We start from the raw sequence: 25,700 nt of genomic DNA on the forward strand, positions 1-25,700 counted from the left end.
TTTGGGTCAAGACGCCCAGTCTTGACCCAAATTCGCGCCTTGCACTTCATCCCAAACGGGACTCGCTCGCACTCACGTCTATTTATGAAATGGGTTCTAGCCACAGCGCTTGACGACCGACGCTCGCGAGTGCTTCAAGTCCAAGATCGTTAAATGTGGCGCACTCCTTGAGTGTTCCTGAAGGCTTTCCGGTCCAGAAAAATTGAGGAGTGCCATGAGGGTCGTCGAGAGGCAAATAGATGCCGGTACGCGGCGGTGTTGTGCCGCTGTGGGCGTTGATGTCGCTTCGAAGTCTCAATGCCGTCGCGTCTCCAAGTGCTTCGGGATGTTTCGCGAGGCATACTGTCAAATCAAAATCATCCCATCCTCCAGAGATACCGGATTTCTTTAATGTTCTGTCGATATTGTGCGCGTACAGGTATAGATCATCGAAGCGGGATTGGAATTCATCTTCCTCCTCCGGTGTCATCCAGTTCAGAGAGTACTCCGACAGGCCGCGCCCACAATTGTACGCATCGGTAAATGAATAGACTTCGAATGCACGCTCTGCAATCTGCGTGGCGACAGATAGTTCGAAGGCGGCAAGAAATGGCCAGCCATTATTGGCCCAGTTCTCCGAGGTGTCACGTGTTCCCCAGCGGCTATTGGTCAGCAGTGCGTCGCGGCCTTGAAGCTTGGCCTTGGCCAACGTCGGGTCGACGAATCGCATCAGCTCGTGCAGGCGTACTTGAAGGCCTTTCAGATATTCGAGGGAGGCGAAATGGTAAAGCAGGCAGACAGACGTGTTTTTTCTGGGGCAGGCTGAGTTCAATGGGGTACTTGCTCATTCTATTTGTCCTGGATTTTTCGCTTCTTGAGGCAAGCAAGATGAGCTGATATGCCAGAGAATTCGGTCTTTATCCTGATCAAGCTGCTTTTCTTTGCATCTTGCGTTCAATCCTGATCTGCATCCCATTGCCAGATGGTGGCACCATATTGGGAATTCAGGGTTGGCATGGTCTCTCCGCGCTTGAACTTGCGTCGGGAATTCAGTTGGGCAGGCGTGAAATAATATCCATCCTCCGGGCAGAGTTCTCCGCTTGCAACGCGTCGCTTGAAATCCTGCGGTGCGCTTAGCGATGTTACCTTCCGTTGATGGGCCACCTTCTTGACCAGCGTCCATGTGCATGGAGCGGTCTGATGCAGAGCTTCTTCACCGTATTTTTCTGAGGTGCCCGGAATGTAGAGAGATTGCATTCCCAGGAATATGCTGCATTCGGGTGCCTCATCAATGTCCGGCCCCAGGAACTGAGCGCTGGAATTGGATTGGTCTGGAACATAGATGCCTGGTCTTGGCGGTTGCTGTCCTGTTCGCGCGGTGGCGGAAGGATCAAGCGCGTAGCCAGGCCAGGTATCCGGCGCATCGAGTGGCCCGCGGTCCTCCGGGGTATAGCGGGGTGACAAGGTTCCGGCCGACCAGTATGCACCTTGAGTAGAAATGATGTTGCGAGCCCGGACGAGCGCCTGACTCAAGAGGTGCCGATACGTAGGTACGCCTTCATCGCCCATCCAATCGGCGGAAAATTCGAGCTGCCCCTTGAAGTCCGAGCGCACTCCATGCGCGCTCTTGAGTCCATCGAAGTCTCCATGAGACAACTTGATATAACCGCTGCAGAGGCCGTCGAATGTATCTCGGAAGTTGGGAAGCACCTGTTCTCCCCAAACGATATCAGGTTGTTCAGGTAGAGCGCGGTTGCGGTAATCAGGAGGCAAGTTTTGCATGAACTGATTCAGTCGTGACTCCACAAATTCAAGTAGCTCTTGCCATCTGTCTCGCAATTGGCCCAGGTATTCAAGAGACGTGTAACGTTCCAAGAGAAAAATTTCTTGTGGATCGATATGGCCAGGAGAGTTAATCATTTCTTTTTTGACTCGTACCAATTGTTAGTGAGAACCGGAACACCAACCAGATCAGTTTTTTGACCGAATTCATCATAGCCCCAATGGGTAGGTTGTCGCTTGCTCACCAAGGCTTTCTTCAGGTCATCTTGGACGGGGTGAAGTAATATCCCGAACGATTACAGATGGCACCGCTTTCCAGTCGAGCTGCCTTTCCTGCCTGATCAAGGGGCACATCTTCAGAGAAGTCGATAGGCTGTCCGTGAAGTTGTTCTACGTAAATCCAATCGCAGGGACGTGAAGTAAAAGCTTGGCGCGCTATAAGACTTGCAGCGAGCTCTGGATCATTTGTACTTTCATTGAAGTACGGATCTGCCATCAAGCGAGGATCTTGAAGGTGACTTTGCACGAATTGATTCATACGGTAATCATCTAGCCACAGCGCTTGACGACCGACGCTCGCGAGTGCTTCAAGTCCAAGATCGTTAAATGTGGCGCACTCCTTGAGTGTTCCTGAAGGCTTTCCGGTCCAGCAAAATTGAGGAGTGCCATGAGGGTCGTCGAGAGGCAAATAGACGCCGGTACGCGGCGGTGTTGTACCACTGTGGGCGGTGATGTCGCCTCGAAGTCTCAATGCCGTCGCGTCTTCAAGTGCTTCGGGATGTTTCGCGAGGCATACTGTCAAATCAAAATCATCCCATCCTCCAGAGATACCGGATTTCTTTAATGTTCTGTCGATATTGTGCGCGTACAGGTATAGATCATCGAAGCGGGATTGGAATTCATCTTCCTCCTCCGGTGTCATCCAGTTCAGAGAGTACTCCGACAGGCCGCGCCCACAATTGTACGCATCGGTAAATGAATAGACTTCGAATGCACGCTGTGCGATTTGCCTGGCGACAGATAGTTCGAAGTCGGCAAGAAATGGCCAGCCATTATTGGCCCAGTTCTCCGAGGTGTCACGTGTTCCCCAGCGGCTATTGGTCAGCAGTGCGTCGCGGCCTTGAAATTTTGCCTTATCCAGGGTAGGTTCGACGAACTGCATTAGCGATCGAAGGCGATCCTGTAATCCTTGTAGGTAAGACAGCGACGCAAAGTAATACAGCAAAGAGACGTGTTTCTTTTGCGTCAAACTAAGTTGGAATGGAATGTCAGACATTTTTGTTTAGTGATTCAGTTTTGTGGTTTGACCCGGAAGACTTGGTAGTCCGATCTTTTCTCCTAATCCTGCTCCTCCGAAATCCGAATAGCCCCATCCGGTATCAAAGGGGCCGCTGATGTTGGGGTGATTGATTGATTCTCGCAGGCTGACGTAGTCTTCTCTTTGTGCGGCATCCAGCTTGTCATACTCTGCCGCACTCAGAGCATTCTGCAATTTTTTGGACTCATCGCCATGGCGAGGGTAGTAAAGCATCGTGTCGTTGCGTGCATCATTACGAGGTATGTTAAAGACGATTTGCTCCCAACCTCCCTCAAGATGCCGGTCTGGAAGGCTCTGCTTAAGTTGGGTGGATGCCTTAGGTACTTCATGGAGCAAGGGCGGATATTTCCGCGAGTGAAGCAGTTCCTTCAGCCATTCGTTGTAACGAACCGGGGCCGCTTCATCAGTGAAGCGAGATTCAAGAATATATTTTGCGCATTCGCCCCAAGCTTTTGCCAACTGGATAAGCGCTTCACGGAATTCAGCCCATCGTGGCGTATGCTCTTCGTCGATGCGATTTTCTCCAATGTCGATACGCTCCAGAAGCTGCGAATAGTGAGACAAGATACGCCGTGCCATAGCAAATTCTCCATTGGCGTCAAACTTGAAAACGCGTTTATCGCCCTTTTTCAGGCGCATAACACCTTCTTCGCAGTGGGCAAGGCATTTAAGAATATAGGCGTACTCGGAATGCGATAAAGAGGTCTCGTTGGTCCAGCCGCGATCATCAGCCTCGCGCACACTGTTCTCGGTGGCGTCCGCCCACGCGTTATAAAACCCTAGTATTCGTTGCCACGCTGTCAGCGAACTTAGTTTTTTTAGAAGATAGAAGAGCTGCTGTCGCTCGGACGGAGAGGGCAGCATAATGTCGTTGATCTTTCTGTTGCCGTATTGAGTCATGGATGAATGAGAACCTGTTCGTTATCTTTTTCCGCCTGTTCACGAGCGCCGACACGTGCAGTTTGCACTGAGCCTGTTCCAGGGGGGCGAAGGTAGCCCCAGATTCCGTTTGCATCTGTCCAGCCGGTTGCATGGAAAGTGAATTCCATGCCAGTCTCTGGATCAGTGAACGTCACTTTGGCTGTCTGTTTTGAACTTGAAAATTCTTTCCCTGTATGGCCAGTTCACTTGACCTGCAGCGGTAATTTTCAGCCAGTTAGCCAGTGAGTCGCTTGTCTGCGCCGGTCCGCAATCTTCATGCGAATGTTCACGAGTACCAACACGTATGAGGGATAATAGGAAGCTTCTGGTCAAGCCGATTCCTCATTCAGCCATCACCCAGCGCACCATCCGCCCCTGATGCAAGGGCAATAACTCACCAGCCTTCAGTTCGATGCTGGCTGTCATATCGGACTCCACCAGCCATCTACCCGTCTTAGTTGCCGCCGTACCGCTTTCAGTCCAGGTGATCTGATCGTTCTCCGAGACATTTTGCGGTGCAGAATGTTTTACTTCAGGCTGGTTGAAACGGTAATACCTCTCCTCTTCTGGAATTAAGCCGTCGATATAGCGGTCGTCTCGCCAGAGCAGGCGCCAGGTAGTGGCAAGATCGATTTCGTCATCCTTGGTACATGCGCAGATCGTCGGTGCTGGAGAAGCTCCGTGCAGATAGTTCATGCACCCCATGAGCGTAAAAGGAGGCAGTGGTGTTTCAGTTTTTCCAAGCAGGGTCATGATCATGGAAGGCTTAGGTGCATCTATAGGTTCCCAGATTCCCGAGCACGGTACCAATGAGCCGGTGCGGACTAACAAGTTATCTTGTGGATCTGGGACAGGCTCTAGAACGTCCGGAAAAGGGGATGCTTTCAGCAACGTTCTTAACCAATCGTTGTACGGAAGTAGTGCCGGCTCATCTTGATAACGAGGTTCCAGAATATTGACGCCGCATTCTCCCCATGCCTGACTGACCGTTAACAACGCTGAGGAGAATTCAGACCAAAGTGGTGTGTACTCTTCGTTGATCCGATTTTCCCCGATTTCTAAACGATAGAGTAACTGTGAATAGTGGCCCGTTGCCCTGGCAGCCATGGCGAATTCGCCGTTGGCATCGAATTTGAATACCCGCTTGTCTCCTAGCCTCAGACGGCGTACTCCATCTTCGCGATGGGCCAGGCTTTTTAAAAGGAATGTGTAGTCCGAATAAGGTAAGGATGTCATTTTCCCCCACCCCCGGGTATCTGCTTCCCGAACGCTACTTTCTGCAACGTTCACCCAGGCTTGGTAAAACTCGAAAATCCGCTGCCACGCAGTCAGCGAGCTGATCTTCTTAAGATAATGGAAAATTTGGCACCGCTCTTTCTCCGATGGGAGCATGATGTCTTGGATATTCATATCGTTGATTTGCCTTACGGCTGGACTGAGACTTGTTTATTGTCCTTGCTAGCTTGTTCGCGCACCATGCCGCAGGTGGATCGGCTGCCGCCTTTTATTGTTTAAAGACATCTTCGGTAATCCAGCAATCACTCATTGCTCGGCTATTTGGAGACAGGATTCTGTAGAGTCGAGCAGGATCTTTTATTCCATCTGCTATCAAAGTGTTGAACGATTCAATATTGCGTGAGGAAATCGGTGGCCATCCTTTTGAAATTTCTTATCAACATCTAACTTCATTTCAGAAGAAACCGGTCCCGGAATTCTTGATATTTTCCCTTGCTGAGCAACGACGGCGGAGGTACGGTCTCCCGCATCAGCTTGACCTGGATGATGAGCTGGAACTATCGGACTATGGGACCAACTTCTGCCGCATGTTCGGCGACGCGCGCATGGATGCGTCCATCGGATCGGTGAACGACAGCGTACGCTTCTTTGGCTTGACGCCGACCAGCATGAAGCTCGAAGGGCTGGATCGCCATCAGCACTTGCAGGATAGTTATCGCAAGCCGCACAAGGCGCGTGCCCGGTTTGCGCAGGCGGATTCTGCTTCAGCGGCTTGATGCAGTTGTCCTTGCTGTGCGGATGACCACTCGGCCTGATCTGCGATCAGGCCGTTTTTTTTTGGTGCAGAGCCCCGGCAGCTGCATCCATTCTCTCAACTTTCGCCTGAAGCAGGCTTTCAAGGAATAGATGGGTCCTGGTAAGCGCTATCGATGACAACGCCGCGTCGTCGCAACGTCTCTTCAGCCTGATCCCGGTCTTGCTTCAATAGCGGCAATTCCGAAGAGAGTGCGTTTTGCCAATCTGATCGCTTTGCAGGCCCAACTATCTGACGTGCCTCTTCCTTGCTGCCAACCAGGGATAACTTGAGGAAGTAAGCGCCTGGCTTGTTTCTGTCAAGTCGTTCCATGTCGCGGGTCAGGGTCAAGGTCAGGTAAGCATGTTCAAGCTGGAGGCACCATGTCGCATCAGCGGGAAGACTCATCCATTCATCCAGGTCAGGCACGTAGGCGGGATCCAGCAAGTGCACCGGTGAGGTGATGGCAAAGTGCAAGGCTTGCGCCCCATTCAGCCGCGGCAGTGAGCGCTCTATGTAGTGACGCCGGCCAGCGGCTCTTATGTTGTTCAGGATGCGCATCATTCTCTGCCTTGCCTCATCGTGCGGGATATGCTCTTCAGCGCCCAAGCCAGCGTAGATGTTCCATTCAATGATATTTTCGTCCGGGAAGTGGGGATCCTCGTTACCAGAAATTCCAAGAACATCATTGAGCATGAATGCGCGTGTGCCGTTGCGTATCTCCACGGCACCCGAGGCATCACGAGGCCAGTCCATTGAATAAAAGTTGACGTTGGGGGCCTGATGATCAGAACTATCTGATTTGGGTAGCGTGCGAGAAGTTCTTTGCCGGATTGGTTGGCGCTGATTTCGATCTGATGGAGCATATTGATCGACTTCTCTGATTTGTCGGGAGAACAGGCGGTCCGGAGCGCGATGATCCAGAACATGGAACTCATCGCGCCAATTCGGAATAGCCGGAATGCTTTCACTGGCATGAGCAATATAAAGTGAAGCTGCAGTGCGGTCTCATTGTCTATTTGGTCTTGCCCAGCTTGGGTACATGAGTCCTCATCTCGCTTTGGGTGGGGTGGACAATTATCAGAAGCCCGGCGGATCTTGATAGGCTTCGTCAATGTTGACTCCCTGTTTGCGTAAGGTGCTTTCGGCCTGCTGGCGCTTTTCTTTCAGCAGTTTTATTTCAGCGCGCAATGCTTGCTGCCAAACCGTCCGCTTGTCAGCGCCCACCAGTTGGTGGAATTGCTCTTTTTCACTCCGGAGGTTGAATTCAATGAAGTAGGCACCCGGCTGGTTGACGTCGTTTAGAGAAAGATCGCGGGACAAAGCAATCGTCAGGTAGCCCTCCTTGCTCCAGAGTTTCCAAAGCGTGCGGCCGGGAAGATGCATCCATTCGTCCAAGGTTGGCTCGTAGTCCGTATCCAATCCATAAACGGAGGGCGTGGACTCTGCATAGCGTAGCGCGTTTTCACCCGACAGCCGGGGGGCATCCGGATCGATATAGCGATGCCGGGAGCCCTTGCGCAGATTTGCACGAATGGATTGAAATTGCTTCCTTGCAGCGTCGTGCATGATCGGACTGCTTTCCGCCAGGCCAGCATTGATGTTCCATTCGATGATGTTTTCGTTGGCAAATGAAGGCGAGTAGTTCCCTGTTGCGCTCAACGCATGGTGAATGACAAACAGTGTCTCCGATGGCCCAATTTCAACTGTGCCGCGCGCGTCCTTGGTCCATCTGGCCGCATGGAACTTCGCACCTGAGGGATGATCGCTCATTGAAAATAGTCCGGGATAGTTCTCAAGGATATCGTCGCCGGACTGGCCGAGTTGGATATGAATGCGCTCGTTCATTGCGTGGTGCTCGGCTCCGCTGCTATTGCCGCAGCCGCCTAGCATTGCGGTCGCCAAAACGAAAATCACCATTCTGCCTATTGCGGATTTGAACGCGGAGCGCACACGAGTCCGCTGGTATTCAAGGGAGTAAAAAGATGAGTGCACGGGGAATTTCCTCAGCTTGATCGTCAGCGGTCAGAGATCACCATGCCAGCAATTCGTACGGGACGTTATTGGAAGACCGCCGGATCCTGATAAGCCTGATCGATGGTGACGTTGTCATTCTTCAGTTGCGCCTCCTTCTTTTCCCGGGCCTGCTTCAAGGCAGGCAGTTCCTTCCTGAATTCCATCTTCCAGTTGTCGAGTTTTTCATCATCTACATAGCCGCGCAGATAGGCGTCCTGCGCCGTCAATGAAGAGGTGACGAAGTAGGCTCCCCTCTTGTGCGGATCGAGCCGGTTGGGATCTCGGTACAGTTTGATTTCGAGGAACACGTGATCGGCGTAAAAGAGCCATGGAGTGCCGTCAGGCAGCGTCATCCATTGCGCCAGCGACAGGTCATACGAAGGGTCGAGCGGATAGCCGGGGTTCTTCAGCGCGTAGGCCAGCGCTTGTTCACCTTTGAGTCGCGGGCGGCTGATCGGGATTACCTTCGACCAACCTGCTGCGCTTAGTGCATGCAGCAATGCGGTAAATTGTTTGCGCGCGTCGTCATGGGAAATCGTTTCTGCATCGCTGACCCCACCATTCACGGACCACTGCGAAATATGCTCTGCAGCAAACCTGGTGGAGGCGGTTCCCGTGACGCTGAGCACGGACGGCATTGAAAACGATCGCGGACCATGGTCTAAGGTGACAGTACCTGGCTTGCCAGATTCCCATTTGGCCGTGACGAATTGCAGGCCGCTCGGGTGTTCGCTCGCTGTGAAAAGCCCGGGGTTGGCTTTATTAAGCGTATCGACGGGTTCGTTGATCGAAATATGAACAAGTTGGCTCATCTTGGGTTTTTCTGAAGAGTCGTGGGGGGGGCAGGCGCTTAGCCCAGCAAGCAGGAGCAGCGGCAAAAGTGCGATCCGGACGCGTGTCCGGATCGGGAGGTGAATATGTTTCAACATGGCGTGGAATTGATGTCAGATCGGAGGCAGCATCATGGGGCGGTTTTCGAGTTCCAGCGACTCGTCCATATGGACCCATCCCGCCATGGTACTGAGCTCCTGTTCCATATACGCGCGCTCTTGACCCATCAGTTGATGGAAACGACCGGCTGCTTGCGTGATCCAGTCCATGCGGCTCTTGTAGTCTTCTAGGATAGTGCCCTTGGGCGCAACTGACTTCTTCAATGGCTGTTTGCTGTCGCACGCGCTGGTGAATGCCAGGCGCAGTTCAGGCGATACGAGGTCGACAAGGCGCCAGCGTTGGACTGCGACCCAATCAGAGAAATCCTTGTCAGCATAAATCAATGGCTGGAGGATGACATATTGCTCATGCTCGGCAATCTTGATCAAGTGATCCCACTGCAGCTTGCGGCGCTCGACGCGATCTGATTCTTCTTCAATCTGCTTGACCAAGGCAAAACCGGCCTGAATCTTGTCAAAGGTCCGCATGTTATTGATCTTGGAGAGGGCCTCGTCCTTCCATGGATAGTTCGTGACCTGTTCCTTGACCGCAGTGATATAGGCGGAAGCATCCCGTTGGCTAATGCACAGATCGAAGCTCGTGCCGAATCTCGTGTAATACCAATGCCAGCCACTGATGTCATAGAAGAGCCAGAGATTTCCTTTTGCCAGCCCTTTGAAGACGGTATCAATCGTTGCGACGCGGATGTCGTCCAGAGAACAAGCGACCGTCTTGCTGGCAAACGCACCCAGGGCCATCCAGTAGAAGCGGCCCTTTTTGGCCGGATCTCCATAATCTTCCTTCTCCAGATAGAAGCGCGCATAGGTGGCTGCGATCCTGCGAGCGCGGTCACTGTAGACCGGAATGATGGAACCTTCATTACGCCCGTGTAGTTTGCAAAGGCGCTTGGTGCTCATCTCCTGGATCATCGACCACATCAGATTGCAGTCGCACTTGAGTTCTTTCTTCGAGTTCCCAGTCGTATTTGTCTGTGACTGGATTTTATCTGCGGCTCCCATCGAGCATCCCCTTTGCACCTTGGTTTATCTGTTCAGGTTTTGGTCGGCACGACCTTGAACCATTCCATGGCAAATTCCACGTTTTCGCTGGCCTCCGTACTGACCCGCTCGCTCATGCCGTCCTTGGTGGTGGCCGCCAGCTGATCACCGGCTGAACTCTTGATCCGGTAAGGAACATTGGAAAGTGGATTACCATTCGGATCCTTCACCACGAAGGCCTCGTCAAAGAGCTTGTACTTGGTGTCTGGCAGTGCCATCAGATCCGGCGAAACGCTCATCCCACCCGGAAACGCATGCGTCCCCCCCTTCACCGAAAACGTCCCCGGACAGGCAAACGTAATATTCCCGCCCTCCAACGTCACCGAAGCCTGTCCTGCCTGCAGCACGATCTTCTGGCGCGCCTTGATCTCGATGCCCTCACTGACGCTGATCACGCTCACGTCCTTGTCGGCCAGGATCTCCAGCGCATCGGTATGCGCCTGCAACGAGACCGGTCCATTGCCCGCATAAGCCTGGATGCCTCCGTCATGCGCAAACAGGGTAGCCGCCTTGCCAGCGGCCAGGCTGGCGGTGTCGGCAGCAGTCCAGTGGGTATCGCCCTGGCTGGCCCAGTGCAGGTTCTCGCCGGCATAGAGCACCGTGGAGGCAGCGCTGGCCCAGTTGATGTTGGCCGGAGATTCCATCAGCACCGCCGCCTTGGCGAACTTCTCGACCGGTTGCGCGGTGTCGCTCTCGCGAGACCCCTCTTTGCTCTTGAAGGCGTCCTGACCATTGACGCTGCCCGGATGCTTTCCTTGATCAGCAGGGTCGATGATGGAGATGAAATCCCTCTTGGCCTGCAAGGCATCCGCACTATGCAGCGCCTGCTGCTGCGTGGCGGCATCCCCCATGGTCTGGGCCAGTTGCTGCGCCCCCTTCAGTTGGGCGACGGCTTCCTGGGCGTCCATCTGCGTGCTGGTCACACTGGCACCGGCAGCCGGGCGCGCCGTCGAGGAAATCAGCAAGCCCTCCGCACCGCGTACCACGCCCCAAGCGTCACTACGCAGTTCAAAACCCTGACCGCGATAGCTGCCGCGCTGTGCGCCGGAGTCGGCCTGTTCGATCAGGTGGCCGAGATTGAGCTGGGACCTGGCCTGGCTGGAGGCCAGCCGCATGCGCAGTTGCGACTGCGTATCGTCCACCACCCATTGATTGAATCCACTGCCATCATGCGCCGTGCTGTGCCAGCCCGAGATCGTGCCGGCATGGTTGGCTCCGGAATCGGCACCAGCCGGGAAAGGCGGTACATCGCTGCCGTTGTAGAGCTGCGCGACCACGACAGGCCGGTCGATATCGCCCTCGATGAAATCGATCAGCACTTCACTGCCAATGCGCGGCGTGAACTGGCTGCCCCAGTTGGGGCCGGACTGGGCTTCGGCCACGCGTACCCAGGTGCCGGAGGCGTCGTTGCCGGGCGCGTTGCCGTCTTTGTCATCGAGGTTGCCGGTCTCGCGCAGGCCGCCCGGGTTCGGCGCCTGGCCGCGTTGCCAATGGAACTGCACCTTGACGCGATGATTGCGGTCCGTGGTGACAGCGGCGTCCGGCAGGCCGGTGACCAATGCGGTCTGCGTGCCGCGTGCAGTTGGCTTGAGACGCTCCGTGATCGCGGTCGGCACGACAGGAACCACATCGCGCACGGCCACGAAGCTGTTGCGGTAGGTGCCGGCTTTGAGATCGTCGTCTGAGCTGGTGCCCGGAGAGAGTGAGCTGACCAAGCCTTGCCCGAGCGAAGCGGGCAATACCTCATCAAGGATCTGGGCGATATTGTTGTCGAAATTGTTGCGAGCACTATGGCTGACCGAAAGCAGCATGAAGCGGTTCTCTCCCTCCGGATAGCGCTCATGCTGGATCAGGGCGAACTGAACACCGGCACAGAGCTGGCGCACCGCGCCTGCGCCTTCGAAGCGCTTGTTCTGCAGTTCCATGGCCTGCAGCATCAACAGGGCATGGTCCGATGCCGCCTTCTGGTCGGCGAAGTCCTGCTGGCCGCTGCCGTCGTAGACCGGCAGGGCAGGGAGCTCGCCAGCATCCAGGCTGGAGCTCTCTTCGGCCGAAGCTGAAGAAATCTTCTCAGGATGCCAGCTGGCCAGGGCCACCGCGTTGGAACGCACGCTGCGCACGGCGCTGAAGTCGGTGATGGCATCACTGGACTCGGTGGCTGCGACACGGTGAAAGCGAATGCGCGCATCGCCACCCGGCAGGTCCGGGGCCTTGGCGTTACGGTCGAAGATGATCAGTTTGTGCCGTGCCTGTTGCTGGCCGGAGGCCTGGCCATCGTCACCATCCTGCTGATGTTCGAAACGGAAGTTGAGGCCTTCGCTGGCCAGGATGCGGCGCAGGAAGGCGTAATCGCTCTCGCGGTATTGCGTGCAGATCTCGCGCCTGGCAAGCGTCTGCGTGACATCCAGCGAGAAATTGGCTTGCGGATACTCCTTCAGGACCGCGCTGGCGATGTCGGTGACGCTCATGTCCTGGAACAGGAAGCTGTCGCGGCGCCGGTCGAGGAAGGCGAGGAAGGATTCCAGCCGCAACCGGTAGCGTGCCAGACCGCCATCAGCACCCAGCCAGGAAGCCTGGGTGCAGTAGCCGTGCCAGGCGCGTCGGCTGCCATCGACCTGCAGCAGGCGCAGCGTCAGCTCGCTGCCGATGAATTGCTTGAGGTCGAGATCGGTGGAGACGGACAGCGCATCAATGTCGAACCTGAAGTTGTCATTGACGCTCTCCTGGCCGTGGAAGCGCTCCACCACCAAGGATTCAGGGAGGTTTGCGGTCTGAGCGCTGCTCAGAGTGATCAGGCGCGCGTGTTGCGACAGGCCGGGGCCGAAAAGCTGGTTGATGACACTGTTGAGAGTATCGGAAAAAGGCAGATTCATCCGAGTGGTCTTCCATGACAGTCAGGGGAGAGATCACGCTCAGGGCAGCGTAATGGTCAGGTTGGCAGTACGTGGTGCCAGCTTGACGATATCGGCATAGCCGGCCAGTCCGTTCTCGGTGCCGCTGGTGAGCATCCAGTTCAGGCCCAGGTAGGCAAACATGCCGATAAAGGCAAACAGCGAGGCCACCACCCACAACGGGACGTCATTGCGCAGCTTGTTGACGATGGCATCCGGCCGCGCCCAGTGCGGCGCGAATCCCGCGCTCTTGCCCTTGAGATGAGCGATTTCGTCACCCAGCCGCGCGGTCAGATAATTCAGTTTTTCCGGTCCTTCGAGTGCGTACTTTCCCTGGAAGCCCAGCAGCAGGCACATATGAAACACTTCCAGCGCCTGGATGTGCGCGTTGCCACGCACCCGCAGGTCTTCCAGCTGCTTGAAGAAATTTTCACCTGCCAGTTGATCGCCGAACATGGTCAGCTGCAACGGGCGACGTTCCCACGCATCGCGGATGCCGAAGCTGGAACGCAGGATGATCTCATCGACCGAGGCACAGAACGCATATTTGGCGGCGTAGACGTCTTCCGGAGAGACGTCAAGCTTCTTTGCATTGCGCTCTACGTCGCCCAGGAATTTCTGCATCTTCACCGAGAAGGATGCTTCATCCACAGGCGCACTGCCGTTCTTGAGCATGAAGAGCGCATAGAAGCCGTCATACATCAGATCCAGCAGCGACTTCGCATTCACGGGGGCGCTGGCCAGCTGGGTAGGCGGAAGGTGATCTTGATCGAGCAGGGAGGGGGCCGAGGTCATATTCATTGCGTCACCGCCAGGAGTTCGAGTTTGAGGTCACGGATGCCGGAGGGTACATAGATGCAGATCGATTGCGCCTGCAGCATGCGTTCGTACATGGCGCCCTTGCTCTCCAGCGTGAAGTAGTAGGTATCAGGGCGTACGGGCAACGCCGCCGGCACCTGCGGCGAGTGCACCAGCTTCACGCCCGGCAGTGCGGCCAGCACGAATTTCTCGACGTCCTCGGGCGCGCCGATCTTGAAGCGCAGCGGCACCACGTCGACCAGCTCGATGGCCGGGAGGTCGGCATTGACGGCCAGGTAGAAACTGGTCTTCTCGTCGATCTTGCCCGAGTCCAGCATGCCCATGTGATAAGACGGCTTGTTCTCGTGCAGGGCAATGGCGAAATAGCGCGACGAGATGACGGTGTCGAGCAGTTCGCGGATGATGCCGTCAAGCCGCGCAAACGCCGGTCCGGGATCGCGATGCTCATAGGGCGGCAGGTCCGCCAGGGCCAGGCTGCGCGAGAACGTCATCAGCGACCCTGCCAGGGCGAGCAGTTGTTCGTAGAGCCGTTCAGGATGCAGCATGGGATTGTTCAGGTAGTGCGAGAGACTGGCATAGGCGGTGCTGGCCGTATGCAGCAGCCAGAAAGAGGTGATGTCGCCGGAACGGAATTCCACCACGCTCTTGCTGGGTTCGCGATGGTGCCCGTACAGCGCGCTGACCTTGGCCTGCAAGGCATCGAGCAGGCGGCGAAGCCGCAGGAACAGCAGCGGTGCTGCATGTACCGACAGGCTGGGCGCCACGAAATCAGGATCCAGTTCGAATCCTGATGAGCTTGCCCGACGCAGTCGGACGATAGGGATGCACACCAGCGAATCGCGCGGTTCGTTCTCCGACACCAGCCTCACCGCCTTCTTCAGATAGCTCATTTCGGCCTTGGCGGCATCGGTGAAGAGATCGGGCGTCTCGATATTGTGCTGGATGTAGCGGCTGGACTGATGATTGCCGCTTCCGGTGCCGGCGGCGAAATTGCTGCCGAAGCTCTTCAGTGCGGGCAGCGCCGCGTAGAAGGTCACGGATTGCTGCGATAGCGCAATCTCGGTCAGTTCGATGGGGTCGGGCAGGTCATCGCCATCCGGAGCCTTGTATATTTCGCCATCCTGGAAGATGGCCGACAGTTCCAGGATGCGCAGTGTATTGTTGCTCAGGGCATCGCGATCGACCTGAAGCGAACAGATGCCCCAGCAATAGGGATTGAGCGCCAGCGCAGTCTGGTGCAGGCGCGTTTCGTGATAATGATCCTGGCGCTGGAAGTGTTGCGGCCGGAGGAAAAGACCTTCGCCCCAGAGGACTTTGTTGGAGTGATTCACTTGGATTGCCCCGTCGTGATGATTGTCATGTCGCGATGTCCTGCGAATTGTTGTTTGAATTTCACTGACACTGAACTGGTGCCAGCATCAGATTCTTTTCCAGCGGCTTGCCCTGCGTATCGATGGCCACGGCACCAGCACCTACGGTCAGCGAGCAGGACTGCAAGCCGACGGTGATACCGTTCTTCTCGGCCTCATCAGCCTTGAAGACGGCACGCCAGCGCTGCGGCGCCGGGTTGACGAACAGCGCTGCCACGCCGATATAGCCGGCTTCATAACTGACCTTCTCGGAAATCTCATAGCGCTGGCCCGGGACCAGCGTCACTTCCTTGACCTCCAGGAGGTCAGCTCCCAAGGCTTCCTTTTCTTTCTGTGCGCTCAGGAACGTGTCGTATGACGCCTGTTGGAAACTAATGTTCTGCTTGAGCTTATAAATTTTTACGACCAGGGCCAGAGGACGCTGCTGCGAATCGACGTTGAGAGCCTTGGATGCGTGCAGCTTGATGGGTACCGTGCGCGGCTGCTTCATGGAATCGGGGACTTCCGGCGTGTCGGGTTTCTTCAGTCCCAGCGCCTCCAGCGTGGACTTGGCGGCCTGGGCGACCCCGGAGGCTGCACCCACGGCGGCACAGCCGGATAGGGAAAAGATGGCAACTCCCGTTGCCAAGTGATTAATCAATCGTTTTTTCAACTCTGCCCCGTTCGTTCTATTGGATTTCTCATGCGCGAATTCTCGCGTGCCGAAAAAATTTTAGGAAGTCTTTACAGATTGTGGAACTGCATTTTCCCGTGAAGGTCTATGCGATACATTTGGACGAGCTTAAGTTCAAATTACTCAAAACTATTAAGTCGGGCAACAACCTGATAGTCGTAATTAGAACGTGGCGTAGTTGAAAAGTGCGGTTTCCAAGAGCATCAATTTCGCCGGAAAACTGCCGTCGCATCTCATTTGCAGCCTAAAAATCAGGAATCTCCGGAATTTTTCGGTCCCGACTAATTTGCTTGTGCGATTTCGCGCAAGGTTTTCTTAATGTCAAAAATATAAGGAGTGAATTCCAATGCGTGCGAGCAAATTGAAGGCTGGTGTGATCGTTCCGGCACTGCTGGCGGTGATGTTGGCCGGTTGTGCCAATATTCAGAACAAGCCCAATCCGGAGGACGACGCCAAGAACACGCTGGAAAACGGGGTGGCCCAGGCCAACACCGCGCAGGCCGAAGGCAAGACCGATGAAGCCGTGTCAGTGCTGAAGATAGTGGCCAGCCGCTTCCCTGCCGACAAGACTCCCTGGGTGCGCATTGCCCAGATCCGCTTCGACGCCGGCGATTACAGCGATGCGATCGTCAATGCCCAGGAAGCACTCAAGCGCGACCCGTCCGACAAGGTCGCCAACAGCATCGTGACTGTGTCCGGCCTGCGTCTGGCGACGAAGTCGCTGGCGGATCTGCGCTCGCAGAATGCGCTGAACGGCTCGGTCAAGACCGAAGCCCAGGACCTGACCAAGATCCTGCGTGAAAGCCTGGGCGAAAACACCTTGGTGCCGCCACCGGGCAAGCCTGTCGCTGCATCTCGTGCGCGCGGCAAGGTCGTGCGCAAGGCGGTCGCACCCTCAGTTGATACCGATGCAGGCAATGGTGGCGGCAGCGGCCCCAATCCATTTGGCAATCTGAAGTAAGGCGAGCCGGCGGGACGCCTTGCGTGTTCCCGCTTTTCAAGCCGCCTCAGGCGATGGGGCGAGTCACTCAAACAGCAGCGGAGCAAACATGGCCAAAAGAGAAAGCATCCAGAAGAAACTGCAGAAAGTGCGTCCCCCGCGCGTGCAGATGACCTATGACGTCGAGATCGGTGACGCCATCGAAAAGAAGGAACTGGCCTTCGTGACCGGCGTGGTCGGCGATTTCGGCGGGAACTCGGAGGTGCCGCAGCCGCGTCTGAAGGATCGGAAATTCATCAATATCGATCCCGATAATTTCGATGAAGTCATGAAGGGTATCGAACCGCGGGCCGTCTATCGCGTGCCCAACGAGCTCTCTGACAAGGGGGGCGAATTCGCGGTGGAACTGAAGTTCCGTTCGATGGAAGATTTTCGGCCCGAGTCCGTGGTGCAGCAGGTCGAGCCCCTGCGCAAGCTGCTGGAAGCGCGCACCAAGCTGGCAGATCTGCGTAACAAGATCGCCGGCAACGACAAGCTGGAAGACATTCTCAGCGACGTGCTCAACAGTACCGAGAAGCTGGCCGAACTCAGCAAGCAAACCAACAAGTAAAAGAGATCCCCATGTCCGCTCAAGCCAATACCGAAGCTGCCGCAAGTGCCGCGCCCGCTGCTGTCGGCAGCACTCTTCTGGATGACATCGTCGAACAAAGCAAGGTCGCCAAGTCCTCTTCCGAACATGATCGTGCCAAGGATCTGATTTCCGAACTGGTCAGCCAGGTCATGGAAGGCACGGTAGTTGTCTCGGAAAACCTGTCGGCCACCCTGGATGCGCGCATCGCGGAACTGGATCATCTGATCTCCAGTCAGGTCAGCGCGATCATGCACGCGCCCGAGTTCCAGAAGCTGGAAGGCAGCTGGACCGGCTTGAACTACCTGGTCCGCAACACCACCGTTGGCGAGAACCAGAAGATCAAGATCCTCAACGCCACCAAGAAGGAACTGGTCAAGGACTTCAACTCGGCACTGGAATTCGACCAGAGTGCCATGTTCAAGAAGGTATATGAAGAAGAATTCGGTACCTTCGGTGGCGCGCCTTTCGGTGCCTTGCTGGGCGATTTCGAGATCACGCGCCAGCCTGAAGATATGTACTTCATCGAGCAGATGTCGCGTATCGCCGCAGCCTCCCATGCGCCCTTCATCACGGCGGCCTCGCCCGAGCTGTTCGGCCTGGAGAGCTTCTCCGACCTGGGCAAGCCGCGTGACCTGTCCAAGGTCTTCGATACGGTTGAATACGCCAAGTGGAAGTCTTTCCGTGAATCCGAAGATTCACGTTATGTCGGCCTGACCCTGCCGCGCTTCCTGGGTCGTCTGCCCTTCAATCCCAAAGACGGGACGACGGTCGAAGGCTTCAACTTCGTCGAGGATGTCGATGGCACCGATCATTCCAGATACCTGTGGTGCAACGCCGCCTATGCCTTTGGCAGCAAGCTGACCAAGGCCTTCGAGGACTTCGGCTGGTGCGCGGCCATCCGTGGTGTGGAGGGCGGCGGTCTGGTCGAGGACCTGCCCACCCACACCTTCAAGACGGATGAAGGCGAAGTTGCCCTCAAGTGCCCCACCGAGATTGCCATCACCGATCGCCGCGAGAAGGAGCTGTCGGATCTGGGCTTCATTTCCCTGGTTCACTGCAAGAATACCGACTATGCCGCCTTCTTCGGCGCACAGTCTGCCCAGAAACCCAAGAAGTACAACACGGACGCCGCCAATGCCAATGCGGTCCTGTCCTCGCAGTTGCAATACATCTTTGCCGTCTCGCGCATCGCTCACTACATGAAGTCGATGATGCGGGACAAGATCGGCAGCTTTGCTGCCGCTTCGAACGTCGAAGACTTCCTCAATCGCTGGATCGCGCAATACGTGCTGCTGGACGACAACGCCACGCAGGAAGCAAAAGCGCAATTCCCGCTGCGCGAAGCTTCGGTACAGGTGTCGGAAGTGCCGGGACGGCCAGGCGTTTATCGCGCCGTGTCGTTCTTGCGTCCGCATTTTCAGTTGGATGAACTGTCGGTGTCGCTCCGGCTGGTTGCGGAGCTGCCGCAGGCAGGTAAATCCTAACTATTTTTTCCTCCCTCATGTTTACAGGATAAGTTATGGCAATTGACGTCTATCTGCAAATCGACGGCATCAAGGGTGAATCCACTGATGACCTGCACAAGGATTGGATCGAGTGCAAGACCGTTGACTGGGAAGTCCTGCAGCCGAAGTCGGCAACCGCATCGACCGGTGGTGGTCACACCGCCGAGCGCTGCGAGCACAAGGACATCGTGTTCACCAAGGTGGCCGACCTGGCCTCGCCCCTGCTGCTGCAAAACTCCTCCTCGGGCAAGACCATTCCGAAGGCCAAGTTCGAATTCATGCGCGCCGATGGCAAGGGCGAGCGCGTCCGCTACTTCGAGATCGAACTGACCAACGTCATGATCAGCAGCGTCAAGCCGACCATCGAGTCGGGCGAGATCCTGAACGAAACGGTCGGCCTGAAGTACTCCACCGTGAAGTGGAAGTACACCCAGCAGAAGAAGGATGGCGGTACCGCCGGCAATACCTCGGGCGGCTGGGATCTGTCCACCAACAAAGTCATCTAAGGGAACCTTGTACTGAACGGATGAGCTGTCGTCAAAAGAACAGACATTCATGAAGCTGTACGACGTCCGCCGGTCTTCCGGCGGACTTCCGCTTTCAACGCCTGTTATGCCGACTTCAATGTCGTGCGATCCAAGCAATAACCATTCGATCATCCGATCACCAGACGGGGGAAACGCAGATGAAAGGCTTCGCGCCCAGCCTGTTTGACAAGCTGATGAATGACGGACCCCGTTCCGCCGTCAGTCCTGTCGTCAGCCGTCTGTCGATAGAAGAGCTCAAGGATGTGGTGGCACGTGACCTGGAGGCGATGCTCAACACGCGCTCGGTGGTGCCTGAGGAATTGCTCCAGCAATATCCGGAGTGCAGCAACTCCATCATCGCCTACGGCCTCAATGATTTCGCCGGGATGAGTCTGGCCAGTCTCGATGACCGTACCGCGATCTGTCACTCCCTGGAAGAAGCGATCTCTCGGCACGAGCCGCGGCTGCGCAATGTGAAAGCCACGCTGGAAATCCAGGAGGGTTCGATCAACCGTCTCAACTTTGCCATCAGCGCATTGCTGGTGGTCAACGCTGCGCGCGAGACTGTCAATTTCGATGCCGTACTGCAGCCGTCGACCCTGCAATATTCCATCAGCAAGTCGCGAACGACCCGCATAGGAGTTTAAGTGCAAGAGCTGCTACCTTATTACGAGCGCGAGCTGAGCTTCCTGCGGCGCTATTCCCGCGAGTTCTCCGAGCGCTATCCCAAGATCGCGGGCAGCCTGCTGATGGCCGGCGAGATCTGCGAGGATCCGCACATCGAGCGCATGATCCAGTCCTATGCGTTGCTCAATGCGCGCGTGTCCAAGCGGCTCGATGATGACTATCCCGAATTCACCGAGGCCTTGTTCGAGGTCCTTTATCCGCATTACCTGCGTCCTTTTCCCTCCTGCTCGATCGCGCACATGGATTACGCGGCGTCGGCCGCGCAGCTGACCAATGCCACCGTGATCCCGCGTGGCACGTCGCTGGCCACCCGCCCCGTCAAGGGCGTGGTCTGCCGCTTCCAGACGGTCTACGATATTCCGGTCGCTCCGATCCGTCTGTCGCAGGCAGTCTTCTCGCCCATCATCGATGCGCCCGAGGCCGTGGTATTGCCGACTTCGGTGAGCTCATCGCTGTCCATCACCATCGAGACGACGGCGGAGTCGCTGGCCCTGGCCAAGCTGGGTCTTGCTTCACTGCGGGTCTTCATCGATGGCGAGGCTTCATTCTGCGCGGCCCTGCGTGACAGTCTCTTCATCCGCAGCACGGCGGCCTGGGTCGAATTGCCGCGCAGTGGCCGTTGGACTGCCCTGCGCAAGCTGCCTCTGGCCGAGGTCGGGTTTGCCGAAGAGGATGCACTGATCGATTTCCCCTCGCAGTCGCATCCAGCCTATCGCTTGCTGACGGAGTATTTTGCCTTCCCGGAGAGATTCAATTTCTTCGATATCGATCTGTCGGCCATCCTCGCCATCCTGCCTGCGGGGGCCAAAAGCTTCACCTTGCACCTGGGCCTGTCCGGCCTGCGTGCCGATTCGCACATCGCCCGCCAGCTCGGTGGTGTCAGTGCGGCCAATCTGCTCTTGGGCTGCACACCGGTCATCAACTTGTTCAGTCAGCGCGGTGATCCGATCCGCCTCACGCACGCGGGTGCCACCTATCCGGTACTCCCTGACGGGCGGCGCGCCTTCGGATACGAAGTCTATTCGATCGATTCGGTACAGCTGGTGCGGCAGACGCCCCAGGGGGAGTCAGTCACGCAGTTCCGTCCCTTCTATTCGCTGCGCCATGGACAGGCCCCCGAAACGGATGGCCATTACTGGGCAATGCGTCGCGATGAACTGGTCGCCCTGAAGAGTCCGGGCTATGAGACCGAAATCTCCATCGTCGATATCGATTTCAATCCGGCCAAGGTCGAAACCGATACCCTGAGCATTGACCTGACCTGCACCAACCGCGATCTTCCGGCGCTGCTCACCTACGGGCTGCCCGGTGGCGACCTCAGCATGGAGGGTGGTGGCGTCACCCGCACAGCCGCTCTGTTGCGCAAGCCGACCCTGCCTTCGCGCTTCGAGCGAGGGCGCGGGGCGCAATGGCGTTTGATCTCGCATCTTTCGCTGAACCATCTGTCCCTCATGCGCGGCGGGCTGGAAGCCTTCCAGGAGATGCTGACGCTCTACGACCAATCCAATTCACCCATTTCTCAACGCCAGATCAGTGCTATCGCCGCCATCGAGCACAAAGCCACTACGGCGTGGTTGCCGGGTAATCCCTTCGCCAGCCTGGTGCGGGGCATCGAGGTCAGATTGACCGTTGACGAGGAGGGCTTTGTGGGCAGCGGACTGCACGCCTTCGCCAGCGTGATCGATCGCTTCATGGGCTTGTACGTCCACGCCAACAGCTTCTCGCAGTTGATCGTGATATCCAAAAGAACCGGGGAGGAACTGCTCAAATGCAGGCCACGCAGCGGAGATTTGAACCTAGCGTGATCGAGCGGCTGTTTGCCGCTCCTCACCGCTTCCAGTTTTTCCAGGCCGTGCGCATGATTGAACTCTGGTTCAAGCGCAACGGCGTTCCGCATGAACGTGCGGTCAGCGATTTCCTTCGCTTTGCCAATCGCACGGTACTAGGATTTCCTGCCAGCGAAATCGAGGGCATCGACACCTACCCACCGCGCCAGGAGGCATCGGTCTCGGTCAGCGACATGGAGCAGGCGCTACGCAGCGGCCAGATGAAGTATGTCCGGCTTACGCCTACCTTCATGGGCTTTCTGGGCGGCAGTGGTTCTCTTCCGGCCCATTACACCGAGCGCATCGCGCGTCATCAGATCGAGCAGCGCGATGAAGGCCCGCGGGCCTTTCTGGATGCCTTCTCCACCAGGTCGCTGGCCTTGTTCTACCAGGCGTGGACCAAGTATCGCCTGGCCTTTCAATATGAGGCCGGTCGGCGTGACACCTTCCTGCCTTTGCTGTTGTCCCTCTCGGGGCTTGGTTTCCGTTCCTTGCGCGAGCGCCTGCAGGATTGTCATGGCAACGGCGTACGTGACGAGTCGCTGGCGCATTTCGCCGGTGCCTTCCGCCACCGTCCGGCCTCGGCACCCTACATGCAGAAGGTGTTGGGCGAATATTTTTCAGTACCGCTGCAGATCGAGCAGTTCGTCGGCTACTGGTACAAGGTGCCGCGCGAACACCAGACCATGTTGGGCTCGACCAATTCCGCTCTGGGCACGGCCATGGCTGGTGAACGTGTCTGGCAGCGCGACCTGCGCATGCGGCTGCGTATCGGCCCGCTGGCGATGAAGGACTTCGAACAGTTTTTGCCTGGCAAGAAGGCCTCTCTGGCACTGGCGCGCATGTTGGGCATGTTCACCGGAGCCACCCTGGAATATGAAGTGCAGCTGGTGCTGCGTGCTCAGGACGTCCATGGGATGGCGCTTGCAGGCACAAGTGAAGGAGGACGCCTGGGCTGGGACACCTTCATCGCTACCGTGCCCGAAACACGGGACCGTGCCGATATCCGTTACGAAATTGCAGTTCAGTAATGTGAAGAAAAACCACAAAAACCGAGACGGCCGCCACGACCGTCGCCACTACCAGCAGGAAGGAAACGCAGCATGGGCATCAACCTCAAATCCCTGATCAGCAAGCTCAACGACACTGCGCGCCTGGCCACCGAGCGTGCGGCCACGCTGTGCATGTCGCGCGGCCAGTATGAAGTGGATCTGGAACACCTGTTCCTGGCCCTGCTGGAACAGCCGCAATCCGACTTCAGCCTTCTTGCACGTCACAGCGGCATCAGCGTCGACAGCCTGCAAGCCGATCTGGAACGCGAGATCGGCACCTTTAAGAATGGCAACACGCGCACACCTGTGCTGTCTCCCCATCTGCAGACGCTGTTCGAGCATGGCTGGCTGATCGCTTCGCTGGACGGCGGCAATTCCGCCATCCGCAGTGGCCATCTGCTGCTGGCGTTGCTGACCCAGAGCGAGTTGTCGCAACTGGCCTATCGCGGCTCCAAGCTCTTTGCCAGATTCAAGGTCGATGAACTCAAGCATGATTTGCACAGGCTCACCGAAGGATCGGTGGAGGCCCCGGCGACGGCAGACACCGGTGGTGAGGTTGGCGATGACGAGATGACTGGCGGCGACCCCGTGGGAGAACTCAAGCAGCGCGGCGCCAGCAAAACGCCGGCGCTGGACCAGTACACCACCCAGTTGACCCAACGCGCCCGCGACGGCAAGATCGATCCGGTCATCGGGCGCGATGCGGAAATCCGCCAGGCCGTCGATATCCTGCTACGCCGTCGCCAGAACAATCCCATCCTGACCGGCGAGGCCGGTGTCGGCAAGACTGCCGTGGTCGAGGGCCTGGCCCTGCGCATTGTCCAGGGGGATGTGCCGCAACCCTTGCGGGGCGTGGAGATTCATACGCTGGACATGGGCTTGCTACAGGCCGGCGCCAGCGTCAAGGGTGAGTTCGAGAGTCGCCTCAAGAACGTGATCGACGAAGTCAAGAAAAGTCCGCACCCCATCATCCTCTTCATCGATGAGGCGCACACCATGATCGGTGCCGGTGGCCAGGCCGGACAGAACGATGCCGCCAATCTGCTCAAGCCCGCCCTGGCGCGTGGTGAGTTGCGTACCATCGCCGCTACCACATGGAGTGAATACAAGAAGTATTTCGAGAAAGATGCTGCGCTGGCCCGGCGATTCCAGGTGATCAAGGTCGAGGAACCGACTGAGGAAGTGGCGTGCGCCATGCTGCGCGCCATGGCACCGCTCATGGAAAAGCATTTTGGCGTACGCGTCTATGACGAAGCCATCACCGAGGCTGTCCGGCTCTCGCACCGCTACATCAGCGGCCGCCAGCTGCCGGACAAGGCCATCAGCGTGCTGGATACGGCTTGTGCCAAAGTGGCGTTGGGACAGAACGCCACGCCCGCCCTGCTGGAGGGCGTCACGCGGCGGCTTGAGCGGCTGGATGCGGAGATTGCCGCGCTCCAGCGCGAAACTGCCAGCGGCTCGGAACACCAGGCGCGACTGGTCGACCTGCAGGTGCAGCACGCCAGTGCCCTGGCTGAACAGGGCGAACTACAAACACGCTGGGAGCACGAGCGCGGCTTGAATGAAAGCATCCAGCAGGTGCGCGCCGCACTCGAAGATGCCAACAAGGAAGGCAGTGCCGCCGGCGAGGCCGACGCTGCACGTGCCGAACTGAAGCAGTTGCTGGAAGAGTTGAAGCAGCATCAGGGCGAAACGCCGATGGTCCCGGTCCAGGTGGATGGCCATGTGGTCGCCGAGATCGTGGCCGGCTGGACCGGCATCCCGCTGGGCAAGATGGTCAAGGACGAGATCAAGACCGTGCTGGGCCTGGATGCCCTGCTGCGCGAACGCGTGCTCGGGCAGCCGCAGGCAACTTCCGCCGTGGCGCAGCGCGTGCGCACCTCGCGGGCCAACCTGGATGATCCCGGCAAGCCCAAGGGGGTGTTCCTGTTCGTGGGGCCGTCCGGTGTCGGCAAGACCGAGACGGCGCTCGCCCTGGCCGACGTGCTCTACGGTGGCGAGCGCAAGCTCATCACCATCAACATGAGCGAGTACCAGGAGGCCCACACTGTCTCCGGCCTCAAGGGCTCGCCGCCGGGCTATGTCGGCTATGGTGAAGGGGGCGTGCTGACCGAGGCGGTGCGGCGCAATCCGTATAGCGTGGTCTTGCTCGACGAGGTCGAGAAGGCTCACCCGGATGTACTGGAGCTGTTCTTCCAGGTCTTCGACAAGGGAGTCATGGATGATGGCGAAGGGCGCGAGATCGACTTCAAGAACACCATCATCATCCTCACCAGCAATGTCGCCTCCTCCCAGATGATGCAGGCTTGCCTGAACAAGACGGTTGAAGAATTGCCGACCCCCGATGAACTCGACGCGCTGATCCGTCCACAATTGGTGAAGGCCTTCAAGCCCGCTTTCCTGGGACGCCTCAAGGTGATTCCCTATTACCCGATCGCCGACGAGGTGCTGGTAGAGATCATCAAGCTCAAGCTGGCCCGCATTGCCAAGCGGATCGCCGAGAACCACAAGGCCGAGTTCAGCTACGACAAGGCCCTGGTCGAGGCCGTACTGGCACGCTGTACCGAGGTCGACTCCGGCGCTCGCAATGTGGACAACATCCTCAACGGCAGCCTGTTGCCGGAGATCGCCGAAAGCGTGCTGGCGCGCATGGCCGAAGGCCAGGGCATCGCCCGCATCAAGGTATCGGCCAGCAAGAAGGGCGATTTCAAGTACACCATCCAGTAAGCTCGCGAAGTGACCAAGA

At 57.1% G+C, this 25,700-nt stretch carries 22 protein-coding genes and 1 pseudogene; 9 read left to right on the top strand and 14 right to left on the bottom strand.

Going from position 1 to position 25,700, the window contains the following annotated elements; genetic code table 11:
- Positions 1–82: 82 nt before the first annotated feature.
- The 6 genes from HWE01_RS13925 to HWE01_RS13950 form a co-directional block, all read right to left on the bottom strand.
- Positions 83–709 carry a hypothetical protein gene (locus HWE01_RS13925; RefSeq protein WP_241822118.1) on the bottom strand — a complete coding sequence of 209 codons (627 nt, stop codon included), beginning with the start codon at positions 707–709 and terminating at the stop codon, positions 83–85.
- A gap of 224 nt (positions 710–933) precedes the next feature.
- Positions 934–1,899: a hypothetical protein gene (locus HWE01_RS13930; protein WP_241822119.1), complete on the bottom strand. Its 966-nt coding sequence runs from the start codon at positions 1,897–1,899 to the stop codon at positions 934–936.
- A 118-nt stretch (positions 1,900–2,017) separates the two neighbouring features.
- Positions 2,018–3,037, bottom strand: a complete 1,020-nt coding sequence (locus HWE01_RS13935) for a hypothetical protein (RefSeq protein ID WP_241822120.1) — start codon at positions 3,035–3,037, stop codon at positions 2,018–2,020.
- Between the two features lie 6 nt (positions 3,038–3,043).
- The gene (locus HWE01_RS13940) at positions 3,044–3,979 is read right to left on the bottom strand and encodes an Imm71 family immunity protein (protein WP_241822121.1); all 936 of its coding nucleotides are present in this window, start codon (positions 3,977–3,979) and stop codon (positions 3,044–3,046) included.
- Positions 3,976–4,128 carry a hypothetical protein gene (locus HWE01_RS13945; RefSeq protein WP_241822122.1) on the bottom strand — a complete coding sequence of 51 codons (153 nt, stop codon included), beginning with the start codon at positions 4,126–4,128 and terminating at the stop codon, positions 3,976–3,978. Before HWE01_RS13945 ends, HWE01_RS13940 begins: the two co-directional genes overlap by 4 nt.
- Positions 4,129–4,342: 214 nt before the next feature.
- Positions 4,343–5,410, bottom strand: coding sequence for an Imm71 family immunity protein (locus tag HWE01_RS13950; protein WP_241822123.1), 1,068 nt, complete (start codon positions 5,408–5,410; stop codon positions 4,343–4,345).
- 356 nt (positions 5,411–5,766) lie between these two features.
- Between HWE01_RS13950 and HWE01_RS13955 the strand changes: the two are divergent.
- Positions 5,767–6,012, top strand: a pseudogene (locus HWE01_RS13955) (OsmC domain/YcaO domain-containing protein); the annotation flags it as partial.
- A 119-nt stretch (positions 6,013–6,131) separates the two neighbouring features.
- Here HWE01_RS13955 and HWE01_RS13960 read toward each other — a convergent pair.
- The 8 genes from HWE01_RS13960 to tssJ form a co-directional block, all read right to left on the bottom strand.
- Positions 6,132–6,725, bottom strand: a complete 594-nt coding sequence (locus HWE01_RS13960) for a hypothetical protein (protein WP_241822124.1) — start codon at positions 6,723–6,725, stop codon at positions 6,132–6,134.
- Positions 6,726–7,109: 384 nt separating this feature from the next.
- Complete coding sequence (locus HWE01_RS13965) at positions 7,110–8,024, bottom strand: hypothetical protein (RefSeq protein ID WP_241822125.1); 915 nt, start codon at positions 8,022–8,024, stop codon at positions 7,110–7,112.
- Between the two features lie 65 nt (positions 8,025–8,089).
- Positions 8,090–8,857, bottom strand: coding sequence for a hypothetical protein (locus HWE01_RS13970; RefSeq protein ID WP_241822126.1), 768 nt, complete (start codon positions 8,855–8,857; stop codon positions 8,090–8,092).
- Positions 8,858–8,989: 132 nt separating this feature from the next.
- A complete protein-coding gene (locus HWE01_RS13975) occupies positions 8,990–9,892 on the bottom strand; it encodes a DUF2515 family protein (protein WP_349641003.1) in 903 nt (300 codons plus the stop codon).
- 134 nt (positions 9,893–10,026) lie between these two features.
- Positions 10,027–12,906 carry a type VI secretion system Vgr family protein gene (locus tag HWE01_RS13980; RefSeq protein WP_241822127.1) on the bottom strand — a complete coding sequence of 960 codons (2,880 nt, stop codon included), beginning with the start codon at positions 12,904–12,906 and terminating at the stop codon, positions 10,027–10,029.
- Between the two features lie 39 nt (positions 12,907–12,945).
- Positions 12,946–13,725 (bottom strand): type IVB secretion system protein IcmH/DotU, encoded by a 780-nt coding sequence (gene icmH / locus HWE01_RS13985; protein WP_008332283.1) that lies wholly within the window; start codon positions 13,723–13,725, stop codon positions 12,946–12,948.
- Complete coding sequence (gene tssK, locus HWE01_RS13990) at positions 13,722–15,074, bottom strand: type VI secretion system baseplate subunit TssK (RefSeq protein WP_008332282.1); 1,353 nt, start codon at positions 15,072–15,074, stop codon at positions 13,722–13,724. The genes icmH and tssK overlap by 4 nt, the downstream gene beginning before the upstream one ends.
- Positions 15,075–15,135: 61 nt before the next feature.
- Complete coding sequence (gene tssJ, locus HWE01_RS13995) at positions 15,136–15,765, bottom strand: type VI secretion system lipoprotein TssJ (RefSeq protein WP_034351050.1); 630 nt, start codon at positions 15,763–15,765, stop codon at positions 15,136–15,138.
- A gap of 367 nt (positions 15,766–16,132) precedes the next feature.
- Here tssJ and HWE01_RS14000 point away from each other — a divergent pair, with 367 nt between their 5' ends.
- The 8 genes from HWE01_RS14000 to tssH all read left to right on the top strand — a co-directional run bounded on the left by HWE01_RS14000 (position 16,133) and on the right by tssH (position 25,681).
- Entirely contained in the window at positions 16,133–16,747 is a 615-nt protein-coding gene (locus tag HWE01_RS14000; RefSeq protein WP_241822128.1) for an outer membrane protein assembly factor BamD, read from the top strand.
- Positions 16,748–16,835: 88 nt separating this feature from the next.
- Positions 16,836–17,336 (top strand): type VI secretion system contractile sheath small subunit, encoded by a 501-nt coding sequence (gene tssB / locus HWE01_RS14005; RefSeq protein WP_008332276.1) that lies wholly within the window; start codon positions 16,836–16,838, stop codon positions 17,334–17,336.
- A gap of 11 nt (positions 17,337–17,347) precedes the next feature.
- Complete coding sequence (gene tssC / locus HWE01_RS14010; protein ID WP_008332275.1) at positions 17,348–18,841, top strand: type VI secretion system contractile sheath large subunit; 1,494 nt, start codon at positions 17,348–17,350, stop codon at positions 18,839–18,841.
- Between the two features lie 35 nt (positions 18,842–18,876).
- Positions 18,877–19,368, top strand: a complete 492-nt coding sequence (locus HWE01_RS14015) for an Hcp family type VI secretion system effector (RefSeq protein WP_008332274.1) — start codon at positions 18,877–18,879, stop codon at positions 19,366–19,368.
- Between the two features lie 179 nt (positions 19,369–19,547).
- Positions 19,548–20,036: a type VI secretion system baseplate subunit TssE gene (gene tssE / locus HWE01_RS14020; protein ID WP_241822129.1), complete on the top strand. Its 489-nt coding sequence runs from the start codon at positions 19,548–19,550 to the stop codon at positions 20,034–20,036.
- Positions 20,037–21,881, top strand: a complete 1,845-nt coding sequence (gene tssF, locus HWE01_RS14025; protein WP_241822130.1) for a type VI secretion system baseplate subunit TssF — start codon at positions 20,037–20,039, stop codon at positions 21,879–21,881. It begins immediately after the preceding gene.
- Positions 21,845–22,933 (top strand): type VI secretion system baseplate subunit TssG, encoded by a 1,089-nt coding sequence (gene tssG / locus HWE01_RS14030; RefSeq protein WP_241822131.1) that lies wholly within the window; start codon positions 21,845–21,847, stop codon positions 22,931–22,933. Before tssF ends, tssG begins: the two co-directional genes overlap by 37 nt.
- A gap of 72 nt (positions 22,934–23,005) precedes the next feature.
- Entirely contained in the window at positions 23,006–25,681 is a 2,676-nt protein-coding gene (gene tssH / locus HWE01_RS14035) for a type VI secretion system ATPase TssH (protein WP_241822132.1), read from the top strand.
- Positions 25,682–25,700 lie beyond the last annotated feature (19 nt).

It is taken from the genome of Herbaspirillum sp. C7C8, from assembly GCF_022627875.1.
Lineage (GTDB): Bacteria > Pseudomonadota > Gammaproteobacteria > Burkholderiales > Burkholderiaceae_D > Herbaspirillum.

Bases quoted from the DNA above. Each gene is read 5' to 3' on its own strand.
- HWE01_RS13930 (WP_241822119.1), bottom strand. From the start codon at position 1,899: ATGATTAACTCTCCTGGCCATATCGATCCACAAGAAATTTTTCTCTTG.
- tssC (WP_008332275.1), top strand. From the start codon at position 17,348: ATGTCCGCTCAAGCCAATACCGAAGCTGCCGCAAGTGCCGCGCCCGCT.
- HWE01_RS13960 (WP_241822124.1), bottom strand. From the start codon at position 6,725: ATGCTCAATGATGTTCTTGGAATTTCTGGTAACGAGGATCCCCACTTC.
- HWE01_RS13970 (WP_241822126.1), bottom strand. From the start codon at position 8,857: ATGAGCCAACTTGTTCATATTTCGATCAACGAACCCGTCGATACGCTT.
- HWE01_RS13950 (WP_241822123.1), bottom strand. From the start codon at position 5,410: ATGAATATCCAAGACATCATGCTCCCATCGGAGAAAGAGCGGTGCCAA.
- HWE01_RS13935 (WP_241822120.1), bottom strand. From the start codon at position 3,037: ATGTCTGACATTCCATTCCAACTTAGTTTGACGCAAAAGAAACACGTC.
- tssE (WP_241822129.1), top strand. From the start codon at position 19,548: ATGAAAGGCTTCGCGCCCAGCCTGTTTGACAAGCTGATGAATGACGGA.
- HWE01_RS14000 (WP_241822128.1), top strand. From the start codon at position 16,133: ATGCGTGCGAGCAAATTGAAGGCTGGTGTGATCGTTCCGGCACTGCTG.
- HWE01_RS13945 (WP_241822122.1), bottom strand. From the start codon at position 4,128: ATGGAATTCACTTTCCATGCAACCGGCTGGACAGATGCAAACGGAATC.
- HWE01_RS13980 (WP_241822127.1), bottom strand. From the start codon at position 12,906: ATGAATCTGCCTTTTTCCGATACTCTCAACAGTGTCATCAACCAGCTT.
- HWE01_RS13925 (WP_241822118.1), bottom strand. From the start codon at position 709: ATGCGATTCGTCGACCCGACGTTGGCCAAGGCCAAGCTTCAAGGCCGC.
- HWE01_RS13940 (WP_241822121.1), bottom strand. From the start codon at position 3,979: ATGACTCAATACGGCAACAGAAAGATCAACGACATTATGCTGCCCTCT.
- HWE01_RS13975 (WP_349641003.1), bottom strand. From the start codon at position 9,892: ATGAGCACCAAGCGCCTTTGCAAACTACACGGGCGTAATGAAGGTTCC.
- tssH (WP_241822132.1), top strand. From the start codon at position 23,006: ATGGGCATCAACCTCAAATCCCTGATCAGCAAGCTCAACGACACTGCG.
- tssG (WP_241822131.1), top strand. From the start codon at position 21,845: ATGCAGGCCACGCAGCGGAGATTTGAACCTAGCGTGATCGAGCGGCTG.
- tssB (WP_008332276.1), top strand. From the start codon at position 16,836: ATGGCCAAAAGAGAAAGCATCCAGAAGAAACTGCAGAAAGTGCGTCCC.
- icmH (WP_008332283.1), bottom strand. From the start codon at position 13,725: ATGAATATGACCTCGGCCCCCTCCCTGCTCGATCAAGATCACCTTCCG.
- HWE01_RS14015 (WP_008332274.1), top strand. From the start codon at position 18,877: ATGGCAATTGACGTCTATCTGCAAATCGACGGCATCAAGGGTGAATCC.